This window comes from Methanocaldococcus infernus ME, from assembly GCF_000092305.1.
GTDB lineage: Archaea > AGJL01 > Methanococci > Methanococcales > Methanocaldococcaceae > Methanocaldococcus > Methanocaldococcus infernus.
On sequence record NC_014122.1, the window covers coordinates 1,091,861 to 1,107,564 of the forward strand.

22 protein-coding genes are annotated in these 15,704 nt (G+C 33.5%); 15 read left to right on the forward strand and 7 right to left on the reverse strand.

Features of this window, described 5'->3' with window-relative positions:
• Nucleotides 1-76: 76 nt before the first annotated feature.
• Complete coding sequence (locus METIN_RS06060; RefSeq protein ID WP_013100610.1) at nt 77-295, forward strand: sulfurtransferase TusA family protein; 219 nt, start codon at nt 77-79, stop codon at nt 293-295.
• Nucleotides 296-305: 10 nt separating this feature from the next.
• A complete protein-coding gene (locus tag METIN_RS06065; protein ID WP_013100611.1) occupies nt 306-650 on the forward strand; it encodes a DsrE/DsrF/TusD sulfur relay family protein in 345 nt (114 codons plus the stop codon).
• Here the strand turns inward: METIN_RS06065 and METIN_RS06070 are convergent.
• The 6 genes from METIN_RS06070 to METIN_RS06095 are packed head-to-tail and all read right to left on the reverse strand — an operon-like array spanning nt 642 to nt 3,888.
• A complete protein-coding gene (locus METIN_RS06070) occupies nt 642-1,625 on the reverse strand; it encodes a DHH family phosphoesterase (protein ID WP_013100612.1) in 984 nt (327 codons plus the stop codon). The two genes, METIN_RS06065 and METIN_RS06070, sit on opposite strands and share 9 nt — an antisense overlap.
• Nucleotides 1,626-1,649: 24 nt before the next feature.
• Complete coding sequence (locus tag METIN_RS06075) at nt 1,650-1,991, reverse strand: prefoldin subunit beta (RefSeq protein ID WP_013100613.1); 342 nt, start codon at nt 1,989-1,991, stop codon at nt 1,650-1,652.
• Between the two features lie 57 nt (nt 1,992-2,048).
• A complete protein-coding gene (locus METIN_RS06080) occupies nt 2,049-2,444 on the reverse strand; it encodes an HTH domain-containing protein (protein WP_013100614.1) in 396 nt (131 codons plus the stop codon).
• On the reverse strand, nt 2,441-3,076 hold the full coding sequence (locus METIN_RS06085) for a CBS domain-containing protein (protein WP_013100615.1): 636 nt from the start codon (nt 3,074-3,076) through the stop codon (nt 2,441-2,443). The genes METIN_RS06080 and METIN_RS06085 overlap by 4 nt, the downstream gene beginning before the upstream one ends.
• A 37-nt stretch (nt 3,077-3,113) precedes the next feature.
• Complete coding sequence (locus tag METIN_RS06090; RefSeq protein ID WP_013100616.1) at nt 3,114-3,359, reverse strand: MJ0307 family thioredoxin; 246 nt, start codon at nt 3,357-3,359, stop codon at nt 3,114-3,116.
• 19 nt (nt 3,360-3,378) lie between these two features.
• Nucleotides 3,379-3,888, reverse strand: coding sequence for a hypothetical protein (locus tag METIN_RS06095; RefSeq protein WP_013100617.1), 510 nt, complete (start codon nt 3,886-3,888; stop codon nt 3,379-3,381).
• 28 nt (nt 3,889-3,916) lie between these two features.
• Here METIN_RS06095 and crcB point away from each other — a divergent pair, with 28 nt between their 5' ends.
• The 8 genes from crcB (at nt 3,917) to METIN_RS06135 (ending at nt 10,182) form a co-directional block, all read left to right on the forward strand.
• Nucleotides 3,917-4,291 (forward strand): fluoride efflux transporter CrcB, encoded by a 375-nt coding sequence (gene crcB / locus METIN_RS06100; protein WP_013100618.1) that lies wholly within the window; start codon nt 3,917-3,919, stop codon nt 4,289-4,291.
• Nucleotides 4,288-4,584, forward strand: coding sequence for a DUF190 domain-containing protein (locus METIN_RS06105; protein WP_013100619.1), 297 nt, complete (start codon nt 4,288-4,290; stop codon nt 4,582-4,584). The genes crcB and METIN_RS06105 overlap by 4 nt, the downstream gene beginning before the upstream one ends.
• Before the next feature lie 6 nt (nt 4,585-4,590).
• Nucleotides 4,591-7,332, forward strand: a complete 2,742-nt coding sequence (locus METIN_RS06110) for an STT3 domain-containing protein (protein ID WP_013100620.1) — start codon at nt 4,591-4,593, stop codon at nt 7,330-7,332.
• Between the two features lie 152 nt (nt 7,333-7,484).
• The gene (locus METIN_RS06115) at nt 7,485-7,946 is read left to right on the forward strand and encodes a cytochrome c (protein WP_013100621.1); all 462 of its coding nucleotides are present in this window, start codon (nt 7,485-7,487) and stop codon (nt 7,944-7,946) included.
• A 4-nt stretch (nt 7,947-7,950) separates the two neighbouring features.
• A complete protein-coding gene (locus METIN_RS06120; protein ID WP_013100622.1) occupies nt 7,951-8,418 on the forward strand; it encodes a YeeE/YedE thiosulfate transporter family protein in 468 nt (155 codons plus the stop codon).
• Nucleotides 8,419-8,438: 20 nt separating this feature from the next.
• Nucleotides 8,439-8,984, forward strand: a complete 546-nt coding sequence (locus METIN_RS06125) for a DUF3343 domain-containing protein (protein ID WP_013100623.1) — start codon at nt 8,439-8,441, stop codon at nt 8,982-8,984.
• On the forward strand, nt 8,972-9,364 hold the full coding sequence (locus METIN_RS06130; protein ID WP_013100624.1) for a cyclophilin-like fold protein: 393 nt from the start codon (nt 8,972-8,974) through the stop codon (nt 9,362-9,364). The genes METIN_RS06125 and METIN_RS06130 overlap by 13 nt, the downstream gene beginning before the upstream one ends.
• Nucleotides 9,361-10,182 carry an NAD(P)H-hydrate dehydratase gene (locus tag METIN_RS06135; protein ID WP_013100625.1) on the forward strand — a complete coding sequence of 274 codons (822 nt, stop codon included), beginning with the start codon at nt 9,361-9,363 and terminating at the stop codon, nt 10,180-10,182. Before METIN_RS06130 ends, METIN_RS06135 begins: the two co-directional genes overlap by 4 nt.
• Nucleotides 10,183-10,188: 6 nt before the next feature.
• Here METIN_RS06135 and acsB read toward each other — a convergent pair whose 3' ends face one another.
• Nucleotides 10,189-12,372: an acetyl-CoA decarbonylase/synthase complex subunit alpha/beta gene (gene acsB / locus METIN_RS07605; RefSeq protein WP_013100626.1), complete on the reverse strand. Its 2,184-nt coding sequence runs from the start codon at nt 12,370-12,372 to the stop codon at nt 10,189-10,191.
• Between the two features lie 128 nt (nt 12,373-12,500).
• On the opposite strand from acsB, the gene METIN_RS06145 reads away from it, so the two are divergent.
• Genes METIN_RS06145 through METIN_RS06160 form a run of 5 tightly spaced genes read left to right on the forward strand, consistent with a single transcriptional unit; the run spans nt 12,501 to nt 15,690 of the window.
• On the forward strand, nt 12,501-13,379 hold the full coding sequence (locus METIN_RS06145; protein ID WP_013100627.1) for an MJ0548 connectase family domain-containing protein: 879 nt from the start codon (nt 12,501-12,503) through the stop codon (nt 13,377-13,379).
• A gap of 7 nt (nt 13,380-13,386) precedes the next feature.
• On the forward strand, nt 13,387-14,175 hold the full coding sequence (gene minD / locus METIN_RS06150; protein WP_013100628.1) for a cell division ATPase MinD: 789 nt from the start codon (nt 13,387-13,389) through the stop codon (nt 14,173-14,175).
• Entirely contained in the window at nt 14,172-14,342 is a 171-nt protein-coding gene (locus METIN_RS07730; protein WP_013100629.1) for a hypothetical protein, read from the forward strand. The genes minD and METIN_RS07730 overlap by 4 nt, the downstream gene beginning before the upstream one ends.
• A gap of 2 nt (nt 14,343-14,344) precedes the next feature.
• Nucleotides 14,345-14,998 carry a hypothetical protein gene (locus tag METIN_RS06155; RefSeq protein WP_013100630.1) on the forward strand — a complete coding sequence of 218 codons (654 nt, stop codon included), beginning with the start codon at nt 14,345-14,347 and terminating at the stop codon, nt 14,996-14,998.
• A gap of 14 nt (nt 14,999-15,012) precedes the next feature.
• Entirely contained in the window at nt 15,013-15,690 is a 678-nt protein-coding gene (locus METIN_RS06160) for a glycosyltransferase family 2 protein (protein ID WP_048203592.1), read from the forward strand.
• Nucleotides 15,691-15,704: the final 14 nt, after the last annotated feature.

Genomic DNA, 15,704 nt, shown 5'->3' on the forward strand with positions numbered 1-15,704 from the left:
AATATTAGTTTTTCTAATAGCTAAGTTTATATATCTTAAATACCTTTTTTAAATAAAAAGCTCAAGTGTGAGCCTTATGAAAAAATTGGATGTTACTGGAGACATCTGTCCAATCCCTGTTTTGAAAACAAAAAAGGCTTTAGAAGAGTTAAACTCTGGGGAAGAGTTGGAAGTGGTTGGAGACTATAAACCTGCATTAGAGAATATTAAAAGATTTGCAGAGAATAATGGTTATATAGTGGTTACTGCCGAAGAAACTGAGAATGGATTTAGAATAGTAATTAAAAAACCTTAAGAGGGAAAAAATGAAGGTTACTGTTGTTATAACCTCTGCTCCTTATGGTAGGGAGAGAGCTTACTCAGCCTTAAGGTTTGCTCTAACTTCTCTATTAGAAGGGTTGGAAGTAAATATCTTCCTAATTGAAGATGGAGTTTATGTTGCTAAGAAGGGACAAGATCCTTCAGAGGTTCCTAACTACTTGGATTTATTAAAAAATGCCATTGAACTTGGAGCTAAGGTTAAGGCCTGTGGTCCTTGTTGTAAGGCAAGAGGGTTAAAAGAAGAGGATCTTATTGAAGGTGTTGAATTGGCAACAATGCATGACCTTGTTAGCTTTGTAAAAGAGAGTGACAAAGTTATCTCATTTTAAGGCTTTTTTATACTCTTCAACAAAGGTTTTGTAGCAAAGGTTTAAAACTTCTTTTATAACCTCTTCCTTCTTCTTTTTCTTATCATAAGGAGCATTCAACCCACCAGCTTCACTATGCCCTCCTCCAGAGCCATTAAGCTTTTTAGCTATCTTCTCCATAAGTTCTCCTAAGTGTATATATCTTGAAACATTCTTCCTACATCTTGCACTAACCCTTATCTCTCCTTCTTTCTTTCTAACTGCTACAACAAAGGCTAAGTCTGCTCCAATGCTGACAAGGGTTTTAGCACAGGAAGCTTCATGAGAGCTGACATGAGAGAGAGCTATATTTAGCCCATCAAACTCTTTTAAGACCATTCTACTACATGCCTTTAAGTGGGCTGTTCTCTTACTGTAGTCACTCTCTAAATTTAACATCCCTAAAATTTTGTTAAAAGAGATATCTTTTAAGAGATAACTTATCCTCTCAAAGGTTTGGGCATTTGCCAGCTTTAAATGCTTAGTGTCATAAACTATACCACAGAGAAGAGCTATTCTAACAGGCTTAGGAGGATATATATTTAACTCTCTGAAAATGTCTACCAAAATCTCAGAGGTTGAAGGATACTCCTTTATGATGGCTAACTTACACATGTCAGCAAGATCAGTCCTCTTATGATGATCAATTAAAATAACCTCTCTCTTCTTCAACTCTTCCTCATTAACCTTCAGCTGATTTATTGATGAGGTGTCAACTATAAAAACAGTGTCAGACAGCTTAGGATAACTTTCTACAAAGATAGCTTCATTAATTTCATTTAAAACATTCTTTGAAACCTTACTTATGGAGTCAGCATATATCTTACAGTCTGCATTTGGATTGTATTTATTAATTAAATATTTTAAAGCTATGGCACTTGCAATAGCATCAGGATCAGCATTGTGGTGGCATAAAATAGTATAACTATCTCTATTCAAATAATTTAATAGCTCCATAGTTATCCCAAAAAGTTAAAAAATTTATTGAGCAGCTGGGATAACACTCTGTAATTTCTTCTGGATCTCTTCTAACTTCTCCTTTAACTTGTCCTCCTGCTTTTGTAAAGTTTTTAACCTCAACTCTAAGGTTTCCAATTTCTCCTTAAGTTCATTTATAACTTCATCCTTCTTTCTCTTTACAAATAGGCCACCAACTAACTTATAAACCTCTTCAGCACTACTCTTCTCTAACTCCTCTAAAGCCTTCTTAGTCTCATTTAGCTCAGCTTCAACTCCCTGCTTCTGTAAAATGATCATCTGTAATTGCTGCTGAAACTGCTGAAATTGCATAAGTTGAGCTTGAACTTGTGGAGGGATTTCCAAAAACATCACCTATTTATCTTTTGTGTTTTTTAATTTTACTTAATCATATATAAACCTTTATTTTTTAAACCATTCTGGAAATCCTATAATTTTATAGCCACCAAAGGCACCTGATTTACTCTCAATTTCAAAGCCTAATTTTTTCAAATCTTTAATTCTATTATGTACAGCAACCCTACTTTTTCTATTTATATATTTTTTTAAAAATTCTCCTGAAATGTAGTTAGAGTCTTTAGCAAAAATTTTATAGTTTCTAAAAATTTCCTTACTCTTCTCTTCTCCAATTTCCTTAGAAAGTTTTTCATAAAGCTTAGGAATTTCTATTAAAATATTTAATAATATAAAATGGCCTATATCTAATTTAACCCCTGATTCATAAGCCTTTTCAAGAAATGTCCAAAAGTCATAATCTTTCTTTTTAATAACTTTCTCAATCTCCTTCTCTATTATCATGTTTTTCTCCTCTTAGCCACTTTCCTGGCTAATGCTACTCTACCTATCTCAATTAACCCAATGAAAAATTTTTCCAAACCTCCACAAGACCATATAGCCTTTCCAAAGGTAGTATTTTTAATTCTCTTCTCATACTCCTCTGGAGTTATCTCTTCTCCAGTCATCTTTTTAGTTACTATAGCTGAAGCTTCCATAAGCTCTTCCCAAGTTATATCTCCAAGATACTTCTGTAAGCTCTTAAAAATTTTATAAACAGGGATTTCATAAAGTTGAGCTAAGGTTCTAACAATGTCACAGTGTCTAACCATCCCTACAACTCTCTCCTCTCTATTTAATACTGGAATACTAACAACCTTATACTTAACAAACTTTAAAACTACCTCTCTTGCTTCATCATCTTCATAGACAACAATAACCTCTTCCTTGTTTCTCATATATTTACAAATGTTATCATCTAAATCTTTAACTCCAAGAAGTTCTAAGGTTGTGATCCAACCATATAACTTATCATTATCATCCAAAATAGGAGCTGCAAACCTCTTTTTCTTCTTGAACAACTCAATGGTCTTTTTTACAGAATAATCTTTATAAATCTTAATAAAGTTTCTATCCATTAAGTCCTTGACTTTCATGCTCTTCACCAAAAGAAAAAATAAAAAAGAAAAAAATTTAGAGTCTCTTCTTTATAGCTTCTATTAATGCCTCCTTTGTAGGTGCTCCTATAAACTCTATCTCTCCATCTATAACTATTGTAGGAACAGCCATAATTCCATATTCCATAGCCTTCTGAGGGTTTTGAGTAACATCAATATATTCAACCTCTATAGGCATCTCTTTAGCTACTTCTTCAACAACTCTCTTAGCTGCTGGACAGTGAGGACACATTGGGGATGTGAAAACTTCTACCTTAACCATCTAACCACCTCAAAAATTTTTAAAGAGCTATATACTTATTGTCCATATATAATATTTCACCCTTCCCTTCTAATTTTTCTAATATCTCCTTTAACTTATCTTCAGGAATCTTTACCATCTTACTAATATCGTCAAATGTTAGCTCTCCAAACCTTTTAATGATTTCTAATACTTTTTTCTCTATATCTTCATCAGTTGGAATCTTATCTAAGTATTTCCTTGTAGCCCTAATTTCCAACTCTCTCAGTAGTATCCAACTTCTCCCTCTCTTTCTTACAAGCTCAGCCTCTATATATCTATCATTGTCATTTTTAACATAGCCAATAACATCCAGAAGATCATCTTTATTTATTCCTTCTTTATCCATCTTAACCTTAACCTTATCAACTATTACATAATCTCCTTCAAATCCTTCAACATATCCCAATATTCTAACCTTCTTAATTTTTTTGCCATTTATTATTAAGTAGTTATCAACAACTTCATTAGTTAAAAACTCCTTTGGATAAATTTTTATAGCAACTTCCATTTATTACACCCTATAAAAATTCTTGGTAATGAATATGAACTTAATAATTATAGGGATTGGTGGATTCTTTGGAGCTATTTTAAGATATTTAATAAGTTCCTATATAACTAAGTTTAACTTCCCACTGGGAACCTTAATAGTGAATATCTTAGGTAGCTTTATCTTGGGCTTTATTATGTACTTCTCTCTCTACTCAACTATAAACCCTGAATATAGATTATTCATAGCCACTGGCTTCTGTGGAGCTTTAACAACCTTCTCAACCTTTTCATATGAAACCTTTCTCATGATAGAGGAAGGACTTTATATAAAAGCTCTTTTAAATATTTTGTTAAATATTATTCTTTGCCTAATCTCTATCTACCTTGGAAGAGTCTTAGCTTTATTCTTGGTGAGAGTGTGAAGCTCTTAAAGATTTATATAAGAGAGGGAGATAAGTATGAAGGTGAGCCCTTATATAAATACATAATAAGGGTTTTAAAAGAAAATAACATTTCAGGAGCTACAGTAGTAAAGGGAATTTATGGCTATGGAGAAAGAGGAATTTCAGACTTTAACATCTTATCCTTATCTGTAGATTTGCCAATTATTGTTGAAGCTGTTGATGAAGATGAGAAGATAAAGAAAGTTTTTAAAAAGATTAAGGAAATCTTAGGGAAAAATGGGTTAGCAATAATAATAAGTTGTGAGAAGTGATCAAGTATGATAGAGAGGGTTAAGGAATTTTTTGATAAAAAACCTTGGCTTTTGACAGTAGTAATTATCTTGTTACTAATGTTCCTAAGTTTTCAGCTTAGAGCCCAAACTGCAGATATGAAATTTGCCAAAAATGAGGAAATAAAAAAGTTATTTTCAGATGAGCATGGAAGGATGTATCTCTTGGCCTTAGATCCTTATTATTACTTAAGATTAACAGAGAACCTTTATAAGCATGGCCATGTTGGAGAAACTTTAAAAGTTGTTGATGGTAAGCTTGTTCCTTATGACACTTGTCAATATGCTCCTCCAGGCCATCCTGTTCCTTGGGAACCTCCAGTTATATGTTTAGTAGAGCTCTTAATCTATTATATCTGGCATTCAATTGATCCAACAGTAACCATAATGAATGCTGCCTTCTGGTTTCCACCACTGTTAAGTATGCTCCTCCCAATCCCAGTATTCTTTATAGTTAGGAGAATAACTAATAGTAACCTTGGAGCATTGGTTGGTTCAATAGTTATAATTTCAGCCCCTTCCTTACTTTATAAAACCTGTGGAGGATTTGCAGACACTCCAATTTTTGAAGTTCTTCCACTACTCTTTATAGTGTGGTTTATCTTTGAAGCTATCCATAATATCAATAATTCTAAAATAGTAAATAAAGAGCTCAAGTCCTTCCCAACTTTATACCTAATAGTTTCAATTGTATTAGTAGGAATAGTTGGAGCACTGCTTAATAACTTAGATGGAGAGATAGTTGTTAAGTTAGCTATTTCTTTTTACTCATTGTCAGTACTTCTAATCTTATTAGGGTTAGTTTATGTTGCTAAGAGATATTTAGAAAATAGAGAGATAGAGTTTGAAGTCTTCCTAACCTTAGCTTTATTAGTAACTCTCTTAGCCCCAAAAATGTGGGGCGCTTGGTGGTATGGCTTTGATATAGTCTCATTATTCTTAATTGTATATGCTGGAATCCAGTACTTTATAAATAAGAGTAAGGTTAAGATCCTTGAAAGATTGGAGATGAAAAATACTGTCTTCTTAGCAGTTTCTTACATTTTACTATCTTTCATCCTACTAACTTTAGTTTATGGAATTAACTTAGCTCTATCTCCAATAACATCACCAATTGGTTATCAGAAAGTTTTATCCTCCTATTCTTTATCAGTTGGTTGGCCAAATGTATTTACAACTGTTTCTGAGTTAGCTAAGCCAAATTCTTGGAATGAAATTTTCTACAATGCTATTGGCTCTCCATACATAGCACTCTTAGGAATCTTTGGATCCATACTTTCAGTTATCCTACTAAGAAAGGAGAAAATAGGAGTTGATATTAAATACTCTCTACTTCTCCTTATTTGGCTTGTTGTAACTTTATATGCAGCTACAAAGGGGATAAGGTTTGCTTCCTTAGCAACATCTCCATTAGCTATAGGCTTTGGAGTTTTTATAGGGCAGATGATTAATTTACTAAGAAGAGGAGACATCTTCCTCTATATTATAGCCCTTCCTTCTGTTATTATAGGGCTTATTATATTAATTAAAAGCTATACTAAAATTCCTTTAATTTTAGTTCCTACAACTTATGTTCCTTACATGGCCATAGGATTTTTAGTTACTTTAGCTATCTTAATAGTCTATAAGTTAGCTGATTTAATTAAAAGTAAGGATAACAAAAAAGAACTCTTTATAAAAGTCTCAGCTCTACTTCTCTGTATCTCAGCTATCTTACCACCATTAGCTATGGCTGTTCCTTTCTCAGTGGCTCCAACATTTAACAATGGCTGGAAAGAGAGTTTAGAGTGGATCAAGGAAGAGACTCCTAAGAATGCTGTCATAACTTGCTGGTGGGATAATGGACATATCTATACTTGGACAACAAGAAAGATGGTAACTTTTGATGGAGGTTCTCAGAACACTCCAAGAGCTTACTGGGTTGGTAGAGCCTTTGCTACATCAAATGAGAATTTATCAATAGGAATTTTAAGAATGTTAGCTACAAGTGGAGATGAAGCTTATAAAGAGAATGGAATATTGTGGAACTACACTAAAGGAAACATCTCTAAGATTGTTAAAATATTAAATGAAATTCTTCCTGTAAAGAGAAGTGAAGCTTACAAGATATTAACTGAGAAATATAAGTTAAAAGAGAGTGATGCCTTAAAGTTGTTGAACTACACTCATCCAGAACATCCAAATCCTGATTATTTAATAACATACAATAGAATGACTGACATAGCTCCAGTTTGGAGTATGTTTGGCTTCTGGAACTTCTCTTTACCTTCAAATACCCCAAATGAGAAGAGAGAGAAAGGCTATTTCCTTAAGGGAATATGTACAGTAAGAGGAGACATTATTGTAAGTAATATAAAGCAAAACCCATATATTTATGCTACACTGGTAAACTTAAGTAGTGGTAAAGTCTTCAGCTATGTTATTTACAACAACCAACCAGTGGGAACAATAAATATTCACAAAGTCTATATAAAGTCAGGAGACTTTGTTAAGGTGATTGAAGTAAATAACTCTGGAGAATTCTCAATCTTTGTTAGACCAGATAAAGGAATTTCTTGGTTATCAACAAGAAACTTGGAAGATAGTATTTATGCTAAACTCCATTTCTTAGATGGATATGGCTTAAAGCATATTAAATTAGTTAAAGCCTCCTTAGATCCTACAAACTTTGGAATCCAGCCAGGGTTTAGAGTTTATGAAGTTGATTATGGAAAGGAATATTTAAACTAAATTTATTTTTTTAATAACTCTTTTAGCTATTAGATTTTCTAAAAAGTAAAATTTTTATAAAAAATTTTTGTAAAAATTTAAGTTGTCTCTCTTTTAAAAATAAGTTGTTAAGGAGAAAAAGGAGGTATTAAAATTCCTAATATGGTGATCTTATGAGAATCTCTCCATTAGTTGCTGGGCTCATAGGAGGCTTTGTAGCTGCTTTGTTACAAGCATTCTTTAATGTCTTCCCCCCTCCAGCTTATGGAGTTTGTATAGCATGTCATACAAGAGATTTAGTTAATTGGATTGTTAATAATTTATTTGGAAGTAATTTAGGCTTAGCTCCTGTTTCTAAAGCCTTTCCAGTTTTAACAGTTGTTGGCATATTCATAGGAGCCTTTATAGCAGCCAATGCTCATAAGGAGTTTAAATTAAAAGAAACTCACAACCCTATAGTTGGCTTTGTTTTAGGAATCTTAGTTATTATCTTTGCCCTACTAATGGGAGGTTGTCCATTGAGAGAAACAATAAGAACAGCTTATGGAGATATTATAGCTTTCATAAGTTTAATAGCCATGTTCATTGGGGTTATAGTTGCAAGTGAGGTTTATCTAAAAAGAAAGGCTTGGTGAAAAAATGCTTCATGTCATAGGAACTTTTATTTTTGGGATAATATTGGGCTATCTCTTCCAAAGGGCAAGGATGTGCTTTATTGGAGGGATGAGAGATCTATATCTAATTAGAGATACTTGGCTAATTAAGGGACTTTTTGGTTTCTTCATTGGAGCTTTGATAGGTTATATAATATTTAGTGCTATTGGAAAAATTCCTGCTTTCCCATGGTTTGTAGCAAAAGGCTTAACTCCAATTCCAGGAGATCCTTTAGGAGCAAAAGGTTCTTTAATTGGCCATCTAATTTTAGCCATTATAGGAGGCTTTGGAGTGGGCTTTTTCTCAGTTATCCAAGGGGGCTGTCCATTAAGAAACTATGTAATGGCTGCTGAGGGAAATAAGACAGCTATGGCTTATATAGTTGGGCTGTGTGTTGGAGCTATTATCTTCCATACTGTTGTAGCTCCACTTGTTAAAATGCTCTTATTATAAATTTTTTATTTTGTGGGACTATGATCTTGGAAAAAGTTAAATCTCTATTTTCAAAAAGAGAAGATAGTAAAGAAGGAAAGGGATTAATTATTTTTAAAAGTGTTAAAGATGCTATGAAAGCTGAGAAGGTGTTAAAGGATTTTAATATAAGGGTTGTAGCTCCTCCTCCAGAGATTAGAGAGGGATGTGACTTAGCTATAGAGTATGAGTTAGTTGATGAAATAGGGATTAAAAGAATACTGAAAGAGAATAAAATAGAGCCTTTAAGGTTTATCTCTTTAAATGACTACTCTTTAAAGCCTTTAGAGCTTGTTAAGGTTAAATATATTGGAAACTTTGTTATGGTTAGATGTGGGAATATGAAAATAACCCTCAATAGAGAAGGGAAGATAGTCAATATCTCTGGTGGAGGTTGTCCAGATGTTCCTTATCTATCTTTGAAGTTGTTGGGAAAAAATATTTACAATAGTGAAGAGCCTAAGGATATTGGATATTCTCTCTGTGCATATACACTTCAGAAAGCCTTTGAAAGGGCAAGGGAAGAGGTGAAAAAATTAAGAGAATAAAGATAAAATTTAAAGACTTTGAGATTGAGGCTGAGCTTTATGAAGAGCTTGCTCCAAAGACAGTTAGGAAAATATTGGAAGGTCTTCCTATTAAAGGAATAGTTAATAGATGGGGAGATGAGATATATTTTGAAACTGAGGTTATTGTTGATGAGGAAGAAAATTCTAAAGAAGTTGTTGAGCTTGGAGACATTGCCTACTGGATCCCTGGGAGAGCTATTTGCCTATTCTTTGGGAAGACCCCAATAAGTGATGATAAAATAAGGCCTGCAAGTGCTGTTAATGTTATAGGAAAAATAATTAACATAGAAAAATATATTGATAAATTAAGAGAAGTTAAAGATGGAGAAGTTGTTGAAGTTAGAAGTGATGCTCAATGATCATAGCTGGAACTTTGCCAATAAAAGGCTTAGACTTAGTTAGAGGAAAACCAAGGTTAGAGGGAAATAAATTAATCTTAAATAACTTGGAGATTCCAATATCTATGGGTACTTCTACACTTATAGCAAGTGCTATAAAAACCTTAGAATACTTTGGAGAGAATGAGTTAGAGGTTATAACTGCTGGAGATATAGGAGAAGGAGATGGAAGCTTAAAGATTTACAATGAGTTGAAGGAAGTTAATGATGACTTGTTAGTTATTCATTACATAAAGCCAAAGATCTCAAAGATTAGGGAGATAGACTTTTCTCCAAAGATTATAGCTGATGCTGGAGGAATGTATGCTGCTAAGGCTGCAAATATTGGAGATAAATTTTTTCTCTTCCTTCCAGATGTTGGAGAACTCTCTTTCTTAGCTGATGAAAAAGCATATCATCCAGCATATGTTAGAGGCTTCATCTCTGAAGTTGATGATAGGGAAGTTCCTAAGCTAATTGAGAGAGCTTACAAAAATGTAAAGATGCCAAAATACTTAGTTGTTAAGGGAGAAAAAGACTATGTTGTTAGTGAGGGAAAGATTATTAAAACTATTGAAGAGCCTAAGATAGAAGCTATGGAGTGTATAGGAGGAACTGGAGACAGCTTAACAGGAATTATTTCCTCTTTAATTTCTCTCAACTTTAAGCCAGAAGAGGCCTGTATTTTGGGGTGTAAAGTAAATAGAGTTTTAGGAGAAATAAGTGAAGTGAAGCCTGATACAAAAATTGAAACTTTAATAAAAAATATTCCAAAAGCTTTAAAAATTTTAAAGATTTAATTAAGCTTATTTTTTCATATTTATGTTTATGACTATTTTAACATTCTTCATAATAATCTGTATGCCTCTCTCTTTTATAATAGATTTAATATCTTCAAACTCCAACCCTTCTTTTTCCTCTTCTTCTTTCTCTTCCTTAACCTCTTCAACTTCTTCCTTACCAAGGGATTCAACGATCGGATGACCTTTCTCTTTTAAGAATTTAATTAGTTCGTCAACGCTACTTACATCTTCCTCTGTTGCTATCTTGTCATAGAGCTCTTCAGGGATAGCTTCTTTAACCCTCTCTTTCAACTCCTTAGGTAGCCACACTACTCTCTTCCAACCGCCATCTCCTTGTAAGAACTTAGGAGACATCATATAGCCAATAGAAACGCCAACAAAGCCAGGAACTTGCTTTCCTCCACTACACTGTCCAGCTATTGAAGAGAAAGGCAAGCCGAGAGGAGTTTCTCCTTTAAAGTTTCTATGCACTACTCCAAAGCCATCCACTTCTGGAATGTAAAAGACGACAGCTTCAAAGCAACCACAGGAAGTACAAGGATTATTTAAAGCTGAGTGTAGGCAGAAAGACTCTACAGAGCCTTGAGATCTTTCAGAGACAACTTCATTAACTCCACTATAAACGCCAAGGGTTTCATCTAAGCACTCTCCCTTAGGAATTTCAAATATTGGTCCATTAGGATCTATCTTAGCCGCTGCTCTTGCGTCTAAGTAGTTTATCCCTCCACATAACGCTGGCCTATCTGGAGTTATAACACAGACATGAGTAGGAGCGAAACTTTGGCACATTATACAGCCATAAAACACGTCAACATCTTCCTCTTTTAAAGCCCTTGTTCTCTCGTCTCTCTTTTTATAAATCTCCTTAGCCTTCTCCAACTCTTCCTTTATCTTCTCAGGATCTGTAATTATTGTAACTTCACAGCTCTTTATAAATGGGAACTCTTCCTTGAAGAGTTGTTTAACGACTTCTCCAATATGTTTTAATCTCAAACCCTTTTTAAAGCTCTCCTTTCCTATTCTAATCCATATCTGATCTCTCTGATTTAAGTGCATAACTCCCTCTATGTAGTTAAAGAACTCGTGTATCCTCCTCTCTAAAACTCCTTCTAACTCCTCTTCTAAGTTGTCTCCACTAACCTTAACAATAATAGCGAATGGATACCTCTCCCCTTCCTTCATCTCATCTAACTCTTTTCCAATAACCTCAACCTTATCCTCAGCGTTATCAACAACCTTAACCAACTCAAAACCGAAACTCTTCGGCCCAGCGAGTTCAACATACATATCAGGCTTTCTTATCCTCTCTCCCTCATTCATCGGCCCTACTGAGACTGGAATCTTAAATTCTGAAACCTTAACCTCAATGCCCTTCATCTTTAAAGCTTTATCTACAATTTCATCTAAACTTGCCTTCTCTAAAGCTCCTTCAATTACTGGAACATCATTATCAGTGATAACAGGAATTCCAGCCTTTATACATCCAGCTCCAGCTGATAAAGTTATATTATCCAACTCTCCCAAGGCTAAGACAACAGCAGGAACCCTTTCTTTCAAATACTTTATAATTTCTTCAGTGTCTCCAGGCTTGACATTTCCAAAAATAAGAGGAGCCCTTATAGCTAAGTTAGCTGCATGTGAAGCTTTAGTTATCTCTTCTCCAATAGGAACTAATAATTTATCTAATCCAACCTCTATATTAGCCTCTTCAAGCTCTTTAACTATCTTTCCAACAAAGAGAGCTAATATATTTCTCTTCTGAATTTCTTCAATTAACTTCTTCAACTTTTCTTTATCTCCAACACTTCCCACAACCACAAAAATAGCTGGAATCTTCTTCTCAACCAATGGAACCCCAAGCCCTCTTAAAACTTCATCAGGAATAAACCCTGAACCTTCTCCTTTAGCATACTTTAAAGCCTCAAGAGCTTCAGCACAGATTAAGGTTATTACTCCAGCATTAAGAGCATTTTCTAAGCTTTTTTCATCTTCAATTTTTAAGCTTTTTATTAATTCTTTTAAATCTTTAACATTTTCAACTTTCTTCCCTAAAAGTCCATAGATTATAGGTAAGTTATAACTTGTTCCAGGATAGCCTAACTTTAAGTTGTCATCTTCATCTTTTATAGTATTCCATGTCAATTCTAACACTTTTTTAGCACCATCAATTATATTCTCAACTACCAAAATCTCACCTAAATTTTTTATTTTATTAAAGCTTTTAATCTAAAATAAAAGCCTATTTAATAAGCTTTAAAAATCAGTTATTCAAATAATATGAAAAATCTCTACATTTGTAATACTTAGGTGGTATAATGTCTCTAATTCTTTGTTACTTTGGAAATAATGGGGCTATAATCTTAGGAGATAGGAGGGAAATGTTCTTTAGAGGAAATGAGGAGAAGAGGAAAGAGTTGGAAGAACTACTATATAGTGGAGAAATAAAGAGTGAGGAAGAGCTTAGAAAAAAAGCTGAAGAGCTTGGAGTTAAGATAATTATTGAAGATAAAAGAAGAAAGGTTTGGAAAATAAAAAATGTTGTTGTAGGGGAGGTTAGAAGCTTAGGGTTGGATGCTAAAAGAAGGAGAGTTTATGCTACAAAAAGAAAAGCTAAGATATTAGAAATTCTAAATGACCAAATTATTGGGGAGAAGAACTTAGAAGGGTTCAGCATTATCATCTTCTCAAACAAATTTATTAAGGAGGAGATTAACAAATATCTAAAGGAGTATTATAGAGTATTACCAATGAAAAGAATTGATGAGGTTGGGGAAATCTTTAAAGAGATATATAAAAAGGTCTCTTGGCATCCTACTTTAAGTGAAGAGTTTGATGTAGAAAAGACAGATAAGGAAGAGGAAGACTTTGAAGAGGTTATAGAGGAAGATGTTAAAAAGTTATTTGAGTATAGGGAAGAATTGAAAAAGAAGTTAGTGGATTTTGGTAAGGTTATGGACATAGTTAATAGAATAGTCAAAAATGGAGAGATAGGAGAAGTGAAAAATGGAAAGCTACATTTATTTGATGACTATATAGCAGTAGATTCAATAAAACCAAATCCTAAAACCTATAAGGTTATAGATATTGAAGGAGCTGAGGATGGAGACATAATAGTTATAGAAAATGGAGAAATGAAAGTAAAAGGAAAAGATAAAAAGGTTAACACTAACTATATTATTATAAAATCATGGTGATTAAGATATGGCTGTTGCTATTGCTATTGCTTCTGGAAAAGGAGGAACTGGGAAAACAACAATTGCTGCTAACCTTGCTGTTGCATTAGCAAAGTTTGGGAAAAAGGTGGCTGTTTTAGATGCTGATATAGCTATGGCTAACTTAGAGCTTATCATGGGTTTGGAAGGGAAGCCAGTAACTTTAAATGATGTTCTTGCAGGGAAGGCAAGTATTAAGGAAGCTATCTATAAAGGGCCTGAGGGAGTTTTAGTCATTCCAGCAGGGGTTTCCTTAGAAAAATTTAGAAGAGCAAACCCTGAAAAGTTGGAAGAGGTTTTAAAAGAGATTCATGACTTAGTTGATATTTTAATTATAGACTGTCCTGCAGGGATAGGGAAAGAGACCCTTATAGCCATATCATCAGCTGATGGGCTTATCTTAGTGGTGAATCCTGAAATCTCTTCCATCTCTGATGCTTTGAAGGTTATAGCTATAGCAAAGAGGTTAGGAACTGAGATAATAGGGGCTATAGTTAATAGAGTATCTAATGAAAGTACTGAGCTTAGTGTTAAGGCAATCCAAACAATTTTAGAGATTCCAGTCCTTGGAGTGGTTCCTGAGGATCCACATGTAAGAAAGGCTGCAGCCTTTGGTACTCCTTTAGTTGTTATGTATCCAGATTCTCCTGCAGCTCAGGCTATAATGGAGATAGCTGCTAAGTTAATTGGAGCTAAGTATGAAGCTAAATATAAAAAGAAGAAAAAAGAAAGCTTTATCTCAAGACTTATTAAGGGACTATTTGGTGGTAGAAAATGATTTTATATATTGTGGTTGCAGCAAGTATTCTTTTGAATATTATATTATTAATTAAAGTTATACAACTACAGAGGGAGTTAGATGAATTAAAGAAAGCTACAAGATTAACTAAGGAAGAGGTTGAAAAGCTTAATGAGAGAATTAGAAGGTTAAAGCTTGGTGGATAAGTATGAAAAAACTGATAATAATGTTTTTACTATTCTTAGCTTTTCAAGCTACTTTAGCAGAAAATTTTTATGTTGATCTAACTCCAAAAACTTGTAGCTTAGGAGATCAAGTTTATCTAATTCTTAAAATTCCTGAGGGATTGAAAGACATTAAAATAAAAATTATCTCAGAGAAAGTGAATTTCTCTGACCAATATATTTATATCCCAAAGACTCAGAAAGAGATGGATAAGGTTATAGTGGGAAAAGCTACTGAAGAAGGAACTGGAGAGGTTTATGTAACAATCCTATACTTTAAAAATGGAAGCTCATTTATTGGGACATATAGGTTTTCTATCAATATAGTTGGTAGTAAAGAAAAAAGCTTAGTGGAGGAGAACAAAACTGAGGAAAAAGTGGAAAAAAATGAAAAGATAGAAGAAAGCAATATTACAGTTAATAACACTTTAATTAATAATAAAACTGAAATTAATAAAACTAAGCCTATAAATAAAAGTGAAGTTAATCTAACAGGAAAGCTTAACATTACTATAAAAACAGAGGAAAATAATAAAGAAGTTATAGAAGTGAATTATATTATTTATGCTATCCTTGGGCTTATATCAGGAGGAATCTTTGGATATCTATTAGGTTATGTAATTAACATAAAAGCTTAATAAGATGGCTTATGATTGTTGCAGTGGTTCCAGCATACAATGAGGAGAAAAATATTGAGAAGGTTTTAAAGGAGTTGGATGAAATAAAGATAGATGCTATAGTTGTGGATGATGGCTCTGAGGATAGGACAAGTGAGAAGGTAAAAAATTTTAAGCCAAAGAATATAAAAATCTTTTTAATAAGGAATAATAAAAACTTGGGAAAGGCTAAAGCCTTGGAGTTAGGAACTAAAGAGGCTTTGAGGTTAGGCTATAAATATATAGCATACATAGATGGAGACTATCAGCTGAAGCCAAGGGATATTTTAAAGCTCTACAAACTCTTAAAAGAGAGAGAAGCTGATGCTGTTTTTGGAGTTAGAAAATTTGATAACATTCCCTTCCCAAGAAAGATAACCAATTTTTTAGCAAATCTTTTAGTGTCTTTTGCTATTCTTGTACATACTAAAAGATTTTACTTTTTAAGAGATGTACAGTGTGGTTTAAGATTGATAAAGGCTGATCTCTTAAAAGATATTTACTTTGGGAAAGATTATTCAGTTGAGCATATTGTAGCTATACAGCTTATTAAAAAAGGGGCTAAGATCTTAGAGGAAGAGATAGATGTTGAATACCATGAAGATGCTGTCTCATATCTAAACTCTAAAAAAGTCTTAGATGTTATTAAAGAGGTTTTAAACTTTATATTTTGAGGGGGTACTAATTG

Bases quoted from the DNA above. Each gene is read 5' to 3' on its own strand.
- crcB (WP_013100618.1), top strand. From the start codon at position 3,917: ATGAATATGAACTTAATAATTATAGGGATTGGTGGATTCTTTGGAGCT.
- METIN_RS06095 (WP_013100617.1), bottom strand. From the start codon at position 3,888: ATGGAAGTTGCTATAAAAATTTATCCAAAGGAGTTTTTAACTAATGAA.
- METIN_RS06080 (WP_013100614.1), bottom strand. From the start codon at position 2,444: ATGATAATAGAGAAGGAGATTGAGAAAGTTATTAAAAAGAAAGATTAT.
- METIN_RS06155 (WP_013100630.1), top strand. From the start codon at position 14,345: ATGAAAAAACTGATAATAATGTTTTTACTATTCTTAGCTTTTCAAGCT.
- METIN_RS06115 (WP_013100621.1), top strand. From the start codon at position 7,485: ATGAGAATCTCTCCATTAGTTGCTGGGCTCATAGGAGGCTTTGTAGCT.
- METIN_RS06145 (WP_013100627.1), top strand. From the start codon at position 12,501: ATGTCTCTAATTCTTTGTTACTTTGGAAATAATGGGGCTATAATCTTA.
- METIN_RS07730 (WP_013100629.1), top strand. From the start codon at position 14,172: ATGATTTTATATATTGTGGTTGCAGCAAGTATTCTTTTGAATATTATA.
- METIN_RS06060 (WP_013100610.1), top strand. From the start codon at position 77: ATGAAAAAATTGGATGTTACTGGAGACATCTGTCCAATCCCTGTTTTG.
- METIN_RS06110 (WP_013100620.1), top strand. From the start codon at position 4,591: ATGATAGAGAGGGTTAAGGAATTTTTTGATAAAAAACCTTGGCTTTTG.
- METIN_RS06135 (WP_013100625.1), top strand. From the start codon at position 9,361: ATGATCATAGCTGGAACTTTGCCAATAAAAGGCTTAGACTTAGTTAGA.
- METIN_RS06070 (WP_013100612.1), bottom strand. From the start codon at position 1,625: ATGGAGCTATTAAATTATTTGAATAGAGATAGTTATACTATTTTATGC.
- minD (WP_013100628.1), top strand. From the start codon at position 13,387: ATGGCTGTTGCTATTGCTATTGCTTCTGGAAAAGGAGGAACTGGGAAA.
- METIN_RS06085 (WP_013100615.1), bottom strand. From the start codon at position 3,076: ATGAAAGTCAAGGACTTAATGGATAGAAACTTTATTAAGATTTATAAA.
- METIN_RS06065 (WP_013100611.1), top strand. From the start codon at position 306: ATGAAGGTTACTGTTGTTATAACCTCTGCTCCTTATGGTAGGGAGAGA.
- METIN_RS06090 (WP_013100616.1), bottom strand. From the start codon at position 3,359: ATGGTTAAGGTAGAAGTTTTCACATCCCCAATGTGTCCTCACTGTCCA.
- METIN_RS06120 (WP_013100622.1), top strand. From the start codon at position 7,951: ATGCTTCATGTCATAGGAACTTTTATTTTTGGGATAATATTGGGCTAT.
- METIN_RS06125 (WP_013100623.1), top strand. From the start codon at position 8,439: ATGATCTTGGAAAAAGTTAAATCTCTATTTTCAAAAAGAGAAGATAGT.